Here is a 12,770-nt window from a genome sequence, read left to right on the forward strand (position 1 = left end):
CAAAGATAACAAAATTCATAAAATCTTAAAGCCTTTAAATTTTTTGGGGCTTTTATTTTTGCGTAAATTTGCACGGACTTTGTCCGTTTTATGAAGATGAATAAAACTGTAAATTTTAGTTGTTAAACCTTAAACCAAAAGAATTATGTTACCAAAAATAAATCCAGAAAACACACAAGCTTGGAAATCACTCAACGAACATTTTGCACAAAATGATTTTGACCTAAGAACACTTTTTCAAGAAAACGCTGAACGTTTCCAACAGTTTTCAGTAAAAAAAGAAAATTATCTTTTTGATTTTTCTAAAAATTTAATTGACCAAAAAGCATTTGGTTTATTGCTTCAATTAGCAGAAGAAACACAATTGAAAACTGCCATTAATGCTATGTTTTCTGGTGAAAAAATAAATGAAACCGAAAAAAGATCAGTTCTTCACACTGCTTTGAGAGATTTTTCTGACAAAGAAATTCTTGTAGACGGCGAAAACATAAAACCAGGAATCAAAAAAGTTCTTGACCACATGAAAGCTTTCTCCGAAAAAGTAATTTCTGGAGCTCACAAAGGTTTCAGCGGAAAAGAAATTACTGATGTGGTAAACATCGGAATTGGAGGTTCAGATTTAGGACCTGTAATGGTAGTTTCGGCACTTAAACACTTCAAAACAAGATTAAATGTACATTTCGTTTCGAATGTAGACGGAAATCACATGGCAGAAGTAGTGAAAAACTTAAATCCAGAAACTACACTTTTCATCGTAGCTTCTAAAACGTTTACCACTCAAGAAACCATGACCAATGCAAATTCTGCAAAATCTTGGTTCTTAAAAGCTGGAAAAGAAGAAGATGTAGCGAAACACTTTGTAGCTTTATCTACTAATATTCAAGCGGTTAAAGCATTCGGAATTGCAGAAGAAAATATTTTTGAGTTCTGGGATTGGGTTGGCGGAAGATATTCACTTTGGAGCGCCATTGGTTTAAGCATCGTTTTAGCGGTAGGTTATGAAAATTTTGAAAATTTATTGAAAGGAGCTTACGAAACTGATGTACATTTCCAAACGGCAGATTTCAAAGAAAACGTTCCTGTTTTAATGGCGCTTTTGGGAATTTGGTACAGAAATTTCTTTGATGCAAGTTCTTATGCTATTTTACCGTACTCTCAATATTTAGATAGATTTGCAGCGTATCTTCAACAAGGAGATATGGAATCTAACGGAAAATCAGTAGACAGAAATGGTGAATATGTAACCTATCAAACTGGCCCGATTATTTGGGGAGAACCAGGAACGAATGGTCAACATGCGTTCTATCAATTGATTCACCAAGGAACAGAACTCATTCCTGCAGATTTTATCGCTTATGTAAAATCTTGCAACGAAGTTTCTGACCATCAAGAAAAATTATTAGCGAACTTTTTCGCTCAAACTGAGGCACTTGCATTCGGAAAAAGCGAAGACGAAGCAAGAGCAGAATTAGTAAAAGAAGGAAAATCTGAAGAAGAAATTGAAAAATTAGTAAAATTCAAAACCTTCATGGGGAATACACCTACTAATTCATTCTTTATCAATGAACTAACTCCATTTTCACTAGGACAACTCATCGCACTTTATGAACACAAAATCTTCGTACAAGGTGTGATTTGGAATGTGTTTAGTTTTGACCAATTTGGTGTAGAATTAGGAAAAGTGTTAGCAGGAAAAATCCTACCAGAACTTACTGATAATGAGAAAGTAAACTCACATGATTCTTCTACAAATGGTTTAATAAACTATTTCAAAGAAAATAAGTAAATTTGGAATAAATCTAAAAAGTAAATAAAAAGAAAAAACATGGCACAAATTCTCGACGGTCTAAAAGTTTCAAAAGAAATAAAGGTTGAAATTAAAGCAGACGTAGAAAAAATTATTGCAAGCGGCAAAAGAGCACCTCATCTCGCAGCAATTTTAGTAGGAAACAACGGCGCGAGCGAAACTTACGTTGCCAGCAAAATAAAAGATTGTAAAGAAGTAGGATTTACTTCATCGCTTTACAGATTTTCGAGCACCGCTTCTGAAGCAGAAGTTTTAGAAAAAATTGCAGAACTCAATGTAGACCCAGAAGTTGACGGATTCATCGTTCAGTTGCCTTTACCAAAACAAATGGACCAAGAAAAAGTAATCATGGCGATTAATTCTCATAAAGATGTAGATGGTTTTCACCCCGAAAATTTTGGAAGAATGGCACTCGAAATGAGTACGTTTTTACCAGCTACACCTTTTGGAATCCTTACATTACTAGAACGTTATAACATCGAAACCAAAGGTAAAAACTGTGTCATTATCGGTAGAAGTAAAATCGTAGGAAGACCCATGTCTATCTTAATGGGAAGAAAAGATTTCCCAGGAAATGCTACAGTTACGGTAACGCACTCTTACACTCCACACATTGATGAATTTACCAAAAATGCAGACATTGTGATTACTGCATTAGGAGATCCAGAATTTTTAAAAGAAGATATGATTAAAGATGGTGTAGTGATTGTAGACGTAGGAATTACCCGAGTAGAAGATGCTAATGCACCAAAAGGTTATAGAATTGTAGGAGATGTAGATTTCGAAAGTTGTGAGAAAAAAGCAAGTTGGATTACTCCAGTTCCAGGAGGAGTGGGACCAATGACTAGAGCGATGTTATTAAAAAATACTATTTTAGCATACAAACACACGATTTATAAAGATTAAGAATTGGATTTAACAAAAGAAATATTATTAAAAGAAGGAAAAATGCTCCCAGTGATGGAGCATTTTTATACTTTACAAGGAGAAGGTCACCACACCGGAAAAGCCGCTTATTTTATAAGATTAGGCGGTTGTGATGTAGGTTGTCATTGGTGTGATGTGAAGGAAAGTTGGGATCCAGAATTACATCCTTTGATGGATACCGTAGAAATTGCAGAAATTGCAGCAAGTTATTGTAAAACCATTGTTCTAACAGGTGGAGAACCACTGATGTGGAATTTAGAAATTTTAACCAAAAGATTAAAAGAATTGGGTTGCCAAATTCACATCGAAACTTCTGGAGCTTATGAAATGAGCGGAACACTTGATTGGATTACGCTTTCTCCTAAGAAAACAGGCTTACCAAAAGAAGAAATTTACAAAGTAGCTAATGAACTGAAAATCATAGTATTTAACAACCATGACCTCTTCTTCGCTGAAGAACAAGCTGCTAAAGTTTCAGAAAATTGCAAATTGTATCTACAAAGTGAATGGAGCAAAAGAAACGAAATGTATCCAAAGATTACAGATTTTATTTTGGCAAATCCTAAATGGCAAGCTTCTGTACAAACACATAAATATCTTAATATTCCATAAAATTTAGCAACTTTGTAAGGACTTTATTTTCTAAAACATGCAGAAATTAAGATACTCTAGATATTTTAAAAGCGCTATTATCATCCTCGATATTTTAATCGTGGCTGCTGTTTTTGTGTTCTTTTTTCTGATGAAACACGAATATGTTTTAGAAAAAGCTAGAACTGAAGAAAACGTTTTGTCACTTCTGCTATTAAGTCTTTTTTGGATTCTTTTAAGTGGAAGAACAAAATTATATTCTATTCCCAGAAACCTTACGTACACACTTTATGTAGAGCGTATTGTTACTCATATTTTCATCTTTCTATTGGGAATTGTACTTTTAGCCAGAGTCAGCAATAATGAATTTTTGAAGTATGAAAGATTCTGGATTACGTTTACGCTTTTCATTATTTTATTTTTGGTTAAGTCATTCATTTTCTTTACCTTAAAGTATATTAGAGCACAAGGTGGAAACTACAGAAATGTAATGTTTATCGCAGAAAATTCATCCTCTGAAATTTTAAAAGATATTGTTACCCAACGTAAAGATTATGGTTACAGAGTTTATGAATTCCCCAATGAAGAAATTAACATTTGGGAGCTTCAAAATTTTTGGAGAGAAAAAGAAATCCACACCGTTTTTATTCCTACTCAAAATCATTTAAGTAAAAAACTACTTGAAGAGATCAATAGAGAAGCAGAAAATGATAAGATAAAAATTTCATTAATTCCAAGTGCAATTCAAAACGATTTTTTCCAATATGATTTGGGCTACATAGAAACTCAACCAATTTTAACGCCATCTAAATTTCCATTAGATTATTATACAAATTTTATTATAAAAAGAGGCTTTGATATATTATTTTCTTTATTAGTATTAATCTTTATAGCAACTTGGCTTTTTCCTATCCTTGCTTTATTGATAAAGTTAGATAGTAATGGAAGTGTGTTTTTTAAACAAAAAAGGTATGGTTTCCATGACGAAATTTTTGAGTGCTTAAAATTTAGAACCATGGTAAATAATGATGACTCGACAACTAAAACTACTTCCAAAAACGATAAAAGAATTACTAAAATTGGCAAATTTCTTAGAAAAACCAGTTTAGACGAAATGCCACAATTCATCAATGTTTTAAGAGGAGATATGTCTGTAGTAGGACCTAGACCTCACATGCTATTGATTGATGATTTCTACAAGGCAAAAATTGGAAGATATTCGGTGAGAAGCTTGGTAAAACCTGGCATTACAGGACTTGCACAAGTAAGCGGTTTGCGTGGTGACACTGGCGAAATGGAAGTAGAAATGAAAAAAAGAATTATTGCGGATTCATTCTACGTGAAAAATTGGAGCATCATTTTAGATGCAGTTATAATTCTTAAAACCATCTTATTAGTGATAAAAGGCGACCAAAAAGCCATTTAGAACAATAAATTAAAATTCTATAAAATTATTAATCCTAAAAAATGTAACTTCGCACGGTTATGTTAAAACTTTTAAGCGCAATAGGACAATACTTTTTACTACTAGGAAAAGTAATTCAAAAACCTCAAAAAAGGCAAGTTTTTTTTAAACTTCTCATGAGAGAAATCAATGACTTGGGAGTAAATTCTTTTGGACTCACTTTATTTACCTCAATATTTGTAGGAGCTGTAATCGCAATACAGATGTATAATAATTTTAGAAATTCTTCCATACCCATTCCCGCTCCTTTTATTGGTTATGCTACCAAAGTTGTCTTAATTCTAGAATTTGCCCCTACAATTATTTCTGTAATTTTAGCCGGTAAAGTAGGTTCTTATATCACCTCGAGTATTGGAACGATGAGAGTTACAGAGCAAATAGACGCTTTAGATATTATGGGAGTAAATTCTGCAAATTTCTTGATTTTACCTAAAATTTTAGCAAGTGTAATTTTCAATCCATTGTTAATTGCTATAAGTATGGTTTTCGGAATATGGGGAGGTCATCTTGCAGGTATTGCGACAGGAAATTGGTCTAGAGCTGATTATATTGCAGGAGTTCAAATGTACATGCCACCATTTTATATTTGGTATGCATTTTTAAAAACAGCTGTATTTGCATTTCTTATTGCAACTATACCAGCTTTTTTTGGCTATAAAGTAAGTGGAGGCTCTTTAGAAGTAGGTAGAGCAAGTACACAAGCTGTAGTTTGGACAATAGTAGCCATCATCATTGCTAACTTAGTATTAACACAAATGTTCTTAAGCTAATGATAGAAGTAAAAGATTTAAGAAAAAGTTTTGATGGTGTAGAAGTTCTGAAAGGAATTACCACCACCTTCGAAACCGGAAAAGTAAACTTAGTAATAGGACAATCGGGTTCAGGAAAAACAGTCTTTCTGAAAAGTTTACTGAATGTTTTTGAACCAACCAGCGGACATATTTTGTTTGACGGCAGAGATATTGTAGGCATGTCTCGTCAAGAAAAAGAAGCATTAAGAGCAGAAATCGGAACCGTTTTCCAAGGAAGCGCATTGTTTGATTCCATGACGGTTCAAGACAATATTATGTTTCCACTAGATATGTTTACTAATCTTACTTTCACCGAAAAGAAAAAAAGAGTAAATGAAGTAATGGGAAGAGTACACTTAGAAAATGCAGAGAAAAAATTTCCCTCAGAAATTTCAGGAGGAATGCAAAAAAGAGTAGCGATTGCGAGAGCGATTGTTAATAACCCAAGATATTTGTTTTGTGACGAGCCCAATTCTGGACTAGACCCTTTTACAGCAAATGTTATAGATGATTTAATTGCAGAAATTACTGATGAATATAATACGACTACGATAATAAATTCTCACGATATGAACTCTGTAATGACAATTGGTGAGAAAATTGTATACTTGAGAAAAGGAATTAAAGAATGGGAGGGAACAAAAGATATTTTAATCACTTCAGACAATAATTACCTGATAGATTTCGTTTATTCTTCAGAGTTATTTAAAGAATTAAGAGAATATCTTATTAAAATCAATAAAACAAGTATAGAAAACATTATAACAACAGTAGAAAATGAAACAGATCAAGAAAATACTTAGTACATTATTTGTAACAGCATCATTGCTTTCTTTCTCGCAGGTAACTTTCGGAGCGAAAGCAAATATCATCTACCAAACCGGTGATCCTACTTGGGAAAATATAAAAAATGGAACTGTAGATGCATACGAAGACAAAGGAAAAAATAACGTAGGTTATAACGCAGGTATTTCACTAAAAATTGATACACCTCTTGGTATTTTTATTCAACCAGAATTGTATTATACTACTTTTAGTAAAGAATTCACTGTAGATGGGACTACTACTAAAATTACTGTTAAAAACAACAGAGCAGATTTACCTGTTTTAGTAGGGTATAACTTATTAGGAAAAACATTGGGTGTTTATGCAGGACCCGTAGCTTCTTACAACCTTTCTACGGATAATCAGTTTAATGATTTTAAGGAAAATGCTACGAAAGAATTCACTTTAGGTTATCAGTTCGGGGCACAAGTTACCATTTCTAAATTGGTAGTTTCGGCAAGATATGAAGGTGCATTTAGCAATGATCAAAGAGAATACATTAACACGAATGTATCTTCTAACGAAGTAATTAGATATGATAACAGACCGAGTTTATTAATGTTCGGAGTTGGTTTAAATTTCTAAAAATTCAGGAAATTCTTTATAACGTAAAAAAATCTCCGCAGCTTCGCTGCGGAGATTTTTTATTTTATAGATTACTATTATCAGAATTATTAGGATTTTGACTTTGTTGAGCTAACTCAGCAGCTTGCTGTTCTATTTCTATTTTTTCTTGCTGCAATCTTTGTAATTCTTTTCTTTTTTGTTCAGCTTTTATAGAAGAGCCTTTACTTACATATCCTACAATTCCCCCTATAATTAAACCAATTCCTACGCCTCCCATTATTCCCATAAAATGAGAAAGTGTAAATTCTTCTACTTCTAAATTGGTGGTCAAATAAAACAGCAATCCAGAAATGCCTAAAAGAAGAATTCCTATAATTGTTAAATTTTTCATTTTAATGTGATTTTAAAATAAAACCTTCTCAAATTTAAAAAAATTTAAGAAGGTTTTTGTTATTATTTTAAATTATTTACATTTTTCCACCGGCTTGTTTATAATATTCAAGCGCTTTGGTCATATGCTTATTTAAGTCTGATCTTCTAGTATCTGGACTTGGGTGAGTTGACAAAAATTCTGGTGGTCTTTGTGAATTGGCAGCTTGAGCTTCCATTCTTTCCCAGAAAGGTAGTGATTGTCTTGGGTCATATCCAGCCATTGCCATGATATATAATCCCATTTGATCTGCTTCTAACTCTTGACTTCTTCCATATTTAAGAAGAGCTACTTGTGCTCCAATTGGATAAGCAACTTTAAAAACTTGTTGTAATTTATCATTAGAAATTACACCACCAGCAATCGCACCACCATATTGTGCAATCATCGCTTGAGAAATTCTTTCATTTCCATGACCAGCAAGAGCGTGAGAAACTTCGTGTCCCATTACTACAGCTATACCTGTTTCATCTTTACAAACAGGCATAATTCCTGTGTAAAAGGCTACTTTTCCACCAGGCATACACCAAGCGTTTAATTGTTTGTCTTCCAATAAATTAAACTCCCAGTTATAACCTTGTAAATCTGCTTCTCTACCAATACTCTTATAATAATTAGTCGCAGCATTTTTTATTCTAATTCCTACATTTTTTACTCGAGTTGCATCTGTAGTATTGGTGATAACTTTAGCTTTAGAAAGCGCAGTTTGATATTCTTGCACTCCCATTGCAGAGAGTTGATCATTACCCACAATTTGTACCGATTTTCTTCCAGTTATTGGATTCGTAACACAAGCAATTAAAGCCAGCGAAAATGCCCCAGTTGCGACAATAGTTTTTATTTTCATTTTTATGTGATTTAATATTTGAAGCAAAATTAAAACAAAATTTATTCCATTAATGATTTTATAGAAATTATATAAAAAAGAAATTAAATCCTGATAAATTTTGCATTAAATTTGTATTGATAATTAATAGTTTAACTCAACACCAATCCTATTATGAAAAAATTAATTTATTTGAGTTTCTTTGGACTACTCTCTTTTTTATATTCGTGTTCTTCACAAATCAATATAGACCCCAAAACTTTAGAGGAAATTACAACTTCTAATCAGTTTACTTTTATGGCAGAAAGAGCTAATCCAAGCAATTATGATGTCATCAATGTTATGAATTCTATGCCTAATAGCATTTCTACTCGAATGTTAAATTTAGACTACGGCTATACTATTGTAGTTAAAGATAAAGAATTAGATGTTACCTTGCCGTACTTTGGAAGAATGTATAATCCTAGTTACGACAATTCTAAAAATAGCTACAGATTTACTTCTAAAGATTTTACTCTGAGTAAAATTCTAAATAAGAAAGGCAACTTAGTTTATACTATTTCGCCTAAAGATGTAGATCATGTAAGAGTAATTTATATAGAAGTTTATAAAAACGGAAATGCCTATGTGTCTATAGATTCTAACGACAGACAACCTATTTCTTATAATGGCTACTTGATGAAAAATGAAATTTCTAAGAAATAATTTAAAGTTTTTTATTCAATAAACTTTCTACAAAAATTTTGGCTTCAGAACTTGGATTAGATTTCAATTCTGAAGCATTTTTTTTATGACTTTCGAACTGATTTTCAAGTTCATGGGTAGATTTAGTTGCACTTAAAATATATTGATGAACCCAATATTCAAAACGTTTTTCGGCTTGAATTTTTCTTACTTCTTCTAGCCTTCCTATTTTTATTTTTAAAGAAATGAAATCACTTATTTTCTCGTAAACCTCATCTAAACCTTCGTTATGAAGAGCGGAACCTAACAAAACAGGCACTTTCCAATCTTTTTCTTTTGGGTGCTGAAACTGCAATGCATGAATCAATTCTGAACGGTGCATTCTGGCCTCTTTTAGATTTTCTTCATGTACTTTATTGATAAAAATAACATCTACCATTTCCATCAAACCTCTTTTGATGCCTTGCAATTCATCACCAGTTCCTAATACTTTTAGCAACAAAATCACATCCGAAATATCCGCAACCAAAACTTCTGATTGACCAACTCCTACCGTTTCTATCAAAATATAATCGTAACCAGCAGCTTCGCAAATAAGCATAGTTTCAAAAGTAGTATTGGCAACTCCGCCTAGAAATCCAGAACTCGGACTAGGGCGAATAAATGCGTTTTCGTCTTTTGCCAATTCTTCCATTCTGGTTTTATCTCCTAGAATAGAACCTTTATTCACCGAAGAACTTGGGTCAATGGCTAAAACCGCCACTTTTTTGCCTTGAGAAATTGCAAATTTTCCGAAACTTTCAATAAATGTAGATTTCCCAGCACCAGGAACTCCTGTAATTCCTATTCTTACAGATTTTCCGGCATAAGGCAGGATTTTTTTCAGCAGTTCTTCAGCCAAAACTCTATGCACTGGCTTTTTACTTTCGATTAAAGTAATGGCTTTCCCAAGAATTCTTTTGTCTTGGGCTAATATTCCTTGTAAAAGTTCTTCTGTAGAAAATTTCATCTTAACAAAATTAAGAAAGTATTTCAAACTATTTTCTAAAAATTTAAAATTGCTTTAAAAGAAAATCAAAATAGAATTTCTACAATCTTTTTCTGATAGAATTTTAGAAAAATGTCATAACGAAAAAGGCTTCAGAAACCTGAAGCTTTTATGAAAAAATTTGATTTGATATGAAGAACTTTTACTCTGTCTCTGTTGGGATTTCTAAATGACTTCTGCCATACTTTATGTCTTCTAAACCTCTAAGTATTACTCTTTTTTGATCGTCACTTAAATCTTCGTCTTTGTGAAATTTATATACCAAGTATTCTATATACTCCAATAATTCCTCTGCTAAATAATCTGGTAAATCTTTTATCAGATTATTAATTTTTTGTAATGTGGTTAATTCCATTTCAATTGGGTTTTTAGGCTTTTTCTGGTGGTATAAAGGTACGCCAATCCGCTTAACACACCTCATAAAGTGATATGAATGATTTCAGTGATTTTTGTTAGGTTTTTAAATAAAAAAAGGAAACCAAAAAATGATTTCCTTATATAAATTATTTTAAATTTTTAGATTTCAGAAAAACTTCCTGCTTCCTACATCACGCATCCAACAAAATTTTTATCCCAAAAACTTCTCCAAAATCTCCACCGCAGATTTCGGCAAGTTCGTTCCAGGTCCGAAGATAAAATCAGCCCCATTTGCATACAAGAAATCGTAATCTTGTTGTGGAATTACGCCACCTACTACAATCGTAATATCATCTGCACCTAGTTTTTTTAGTTCGTCTACCACTTGCGGAACCAATGTTTTATGGCCTGCCGCTAAAGAAGAAACGCCCAAAATATGAATATCATTTTCTACGGCTTGTTTCGCCACTTCTTCTGGCGTTTGGAAAAGCGGAGCCACATCTACATCAAATCCCATATCAGCAAAGGCAGTTGCTACTACTTTTGCACCACGATCATGACCGTCTTGTCCCATTTTAGCAACCATAATTCTCGGTCTACGACCTTCTTGGTCCTCAAATTTTTGAGTAAGCGCCACCGCTTTTTCAAAATATTCATTTTTATTAGCATTCATAGCATATACACCTGAAATGGTTTTGATATTGGCTTTATATCTTCCGAAATTACTTTCTAAAGCATCTGAAATTTCACCAAGAGTTACTCTTCTTCTCGCAGCTTCTATACTTAACGCCAAAAGATTTTTGTCTCTATTTTTAGCAGCTTCACGAATTTCTGTTAAAATTTCTTCTACTTTTTCTGCGTTTCGTTCTGCTTTTATTTTTTCTAATCTTTCGATTTGTTTTCTTCGAACTTCCGTATTGTCAATGTCTAGAATTTCAAATTCTGGCTGCTTTTGATTGGTTTTAAAAGAATTTACACCAATGATAAATTCTTCACCACTATCAATTTTCGCTTGTTTTCTTGCAGCCGCTTCTTCTATTCTCATCTTCGGAATTCCTGCTTCTATCGCCTTCGTCATTCCGCCTTCTTGTTCTACTTCGTCTATATATTTCTGAGCTTCTTCAATCATTTGTTGAGTCAATGCTTCTACCAAATGACTTCCACCCATCGGATCGACAACATCACAAATCCCAGATTCTTGCTGAAGAATAATTTGAGTATTTCTTGCAATTTTAGCAGAATAATCTGTTGGCAAAGCTATCGCTTCATCTAAAGCATTCGTGTGAAGAGATTGTGTTCCTCCTAAAGCGGAAGAAAGCGCTTCAATAGCTGTTCTGGTGATATTATTGAACGGTTCTTGTTCGGTTAAACTCCATCCAGAAGTTTGCGAGTGTGTTCTTAGTGCTAAAGATTTTTGATTTTGAGGATTAAATTGTGTCAAAAGATTTGCCCAAATATAACGAGCAGCTCTCATTTTGGCAATTTCCATAAAATGATTCATTCCGATTGCCCAGAAAAAAGATAATCTTGGCGCGAAATCATCCACATTCATTCCTGCTTTTATCCCCGTTCTCACATATTCTAAGCCATCGGCAAGTGTATAAGCCATTTCCAAAACTGGGGTTGCTCCTGCTTCTTGCATGTGATAACCTGAGATAGAAATAGAATTAAATTTCGGGATATTTTGAGAAGTATATTCAAAAATATCAGCAATAATTTTCATAGAAGGTTCTGGTGGATAGATGTAAGTATTTCTCACCATAAATTCCTTCAAAATATCATTTTGGATAGTTCCCGAAAGTTGTTCCTGAGAAACACCTTGTTCTTCTGCAGCAACAATATAAAATGCCAAAATCGGTAAAACTGCACCATTCATGGTCATGGAAACCGAAATTTGATCCAATGGAATTTCATTGAACAAAATCTTCATATCTTCCACAGAATCGATGGCAACTCCTGCTTTTCCTACATCTCCTACTACTCTAGGATGGTCAGAATCATAACCTCTGTGCGTTGCCAAATCGAAGGCTACAGAAAGTCCTTTTTGTCCTGCAGCAAGGTTTCTTCTGTAAAAAGCATTGGATTCTTCTGCGGTAGAAAAACCTGCGTACTGACGAATCGTCCAAGGTTTCTGAACGTACATTGTAGAATAAGGTCCTCTCAAATAAGGAGCAATTCCTGCGCTGTAACCTTTTGATTTTAAAACTTCTGAATCTTCAGATGTGTAAGAAGATTTTAATTGAAGTCCATCTTTTTCAAAAGAATAGTTTTCTGTATTAGAAGTAAATCCAAAATTTTTAAAATCGGGATTTACGTTTTGAATTTTCGTTCTCATTTCATGAAATTTCGATGAGTAAATTTACGATATTTTTAATTTTAAAAAAAAGTGAAATTTTAGGCGATTTGGGCTCCTTGATAGCAAAAAATGTAAAATTTAATTTTTGATAAACAT

The 12,770-nt window shown here is 33.1% G+C and carries 13 protein-coding genes; 8 read left to right on the plus strand and 5 right to left on the minus strand.

The window, feature by feature from the left end; genetic code table 11:
- Positions 1–145 precede the first annotated feature (145 nt).
- From pgi to C3729_RS03365, 7 genes are read left to right on the plus strand one after another with little or no spacing between them, the layout of a single operon-like run.
- Entirely contained in the window at positions 146–1,786 is a 1,641-nt protein-coding gene (pgi, locus tag C3729_RS03335; protein WP_104792865.1) for a glucose-6-phosphate isomerase, read from the plus strand.
- Positions 1,787–1,825: 39 nt separating this feature from the next.
- Positions 1,826–2,713: a bifunctional 5,10-methylenetetrahydrofolate dehydrogenase/5,10-methenyltetrahydrofolate cyclohydrolase gene (locus C3729_RS03340; protein WP_104792866.1), complete on the plus strand. Its 888-nt coding sequence runs from the start codon at positions 1,826–1,828 to the stop codon at positions 2,711–2,713.
- A gap of 42 nt (positions 2,714–2,755) precedes the next feature.
- Complete coding sequence (locus tag C3729_RS03345; RefSeq protein WP_409620779.1) at positions 2,756–3,346, plus strand: 7-carboxy-7-deazaguanine synthase QueE; 591 nt, start codon at positions 2,756–2,758, stop codon at positions 3,344–3,346.
- Positions 3,347–3,383: 37 nt separating this feature from the next.
- The gene (locus C3729_RS03350; RefSeq protein WP_104792868.1) at positions 3,384–4,751 is read left to right on the plus strand and encodes an exopolysaccharide biosynthesis polyprenyl glycosylphosphotransferase; all 1,368 of its coding nucleotides are present in this window, start codon (positions 3,384–3,386) and stop codon (positions 4,749–4,751) included.
- A gap of 59 nt (positions 4,752–4,810) precedes the next feature.
- The gene (locus C3729_RS03355) at positions 4,811–5,560 is read left to right on the plus strand and encodes an MlaE family ABC transporter permease (RefSeq protein WP_104792869.1); all 750 of its coding nucleotides are present in this window, start codon (positions 4,811–4,813) and stop codon (positions 5,558–5,560) included.
- Positions 5,560–6,384 carry an ABC transporter ATP-binding protein gene (locus C3729_RS03360; protein ID WP_104792870.1) on the plus strand — a complete coding sequence of 275 codons (825 nt, stop codon included), beginning with the start codon at positions 5,560–5,562 and terminating at the stop codon, positions 6,382–6,384. The genes C3729_RS03355 and C3729_RS03360 overlap by 1 nt, the downstream gene beginning before the upstream one ends.
- Positions 6,359–6,991, plus strand: a complete 633-nt coding sequence (locus tag C3729_RS03365) for a PorT family protein (protein WP_260204401.1) — start codon at positions 6,359–6,361, stop codon at positions 6,989–6,991. The genes C3729_RS03360 and C3729_RS03365 overlap by 26 nt, the downstream gene beginning before the upstream one ends.
- 64 nt (positions 6,992–7,055) lie before the next feature.
- Here C3729_RS03365 and C3729_RS03370 read toward each other — a convergent pair whose 3' ends face one another.
- Positions 7,056–7,364, minus strand: coding sequence for a hypothetical protein (locus C3729_RS03370; RefSeq protein ID WP_104792871.1), 309 nt, complete (start codon positions 7,362–7,364; stop codon positions 7,056–7,058).
- A gap of 76 nt (positions 7,365–7,440) precedes the next feature.
- Positions 7,441–8,250 (minus strand): M48 family metallopeptidase, encoded by an 810-nt coding sequence (locus C3729_RS03375; protein WP_104792872.1) that lies wholly within the window; start codon positions 8,248–8,250, stop codon positions 7,441–7,443.
- A 153-nt stretch (positions 8,251–8,403) separates the two neighbouring features.
- Between C3729_RS03375 and C3729_RS03380 the strand changes: the two genes are divergently transcribed.
- Positions 8,404–8,934, plus strand: a complete 531-nt coding sequence (locus C3729_RS03380) for a DUF4251 domain-containing protein (RefSeq protein ID WP_104792873.1) — start codon at positions 8,404–8,406, stop codon at positions 8,932–8,934.
- Position 8,935: 1 nt separating this feature from the next.
- Here the strand turns inward: C3729_RS03380 and meaB are convergent, their stop codons facing one another.
- The 3 genes from meaB to scpA form a co-directional block, all read right to left on the minus strand.
- Positions 8,936–9,922 carry a methylmalonyl Co-A mutase-associated GTPase MeaB gene (gene meaB / locus C3729_RS03385; RefSeq protein WP_104792874.1) on the minus strand — a complete coding sequence of 329 codons (987 nt, stop codon included), beginning with the start codon at positions 9,920–9,922 and terminating at the stop codon, positions 8,936–8,938.
- Positions 9,923–10,103: 181 nt separating this feature from the next.
- On the minus strand, positions 10,104–10,316 hold the full coding sequence (locus C3729_RS03390; RefSeq protein WP_104792875.1) for a DUF2281 domain-containing protein: 213 nt from the start codon (positions 10,314–10,316) through the stop codon (positions 10,104–10,106).
- A 213-nt stretch (positions 10,317–10,529) separates the two neighbouring features.
- Positions 10,530–12,653: a methylmalonyl-CoA mutase gene (gene scpA, locus C3729_RS03395; RefSeq protein ID WP_104792876.1), complete on the minus strand. Its 2,124-nt coding sequence runs from the start codon at positions 12,651–12,653 to the stop codon at positions 10,530–10,532.
- Between the last annotated feature and the right edge of the window lie 117 nt (positions 12,654–12,770).

The organism is Cloacibacterium normanense (genome assembly GCF_002943105.1).
Lineage (GTDB): Bacteria > Bacteroidota > Bacteroidia > Flavobacteriales > Weeksellaceae > Cloacibacterium.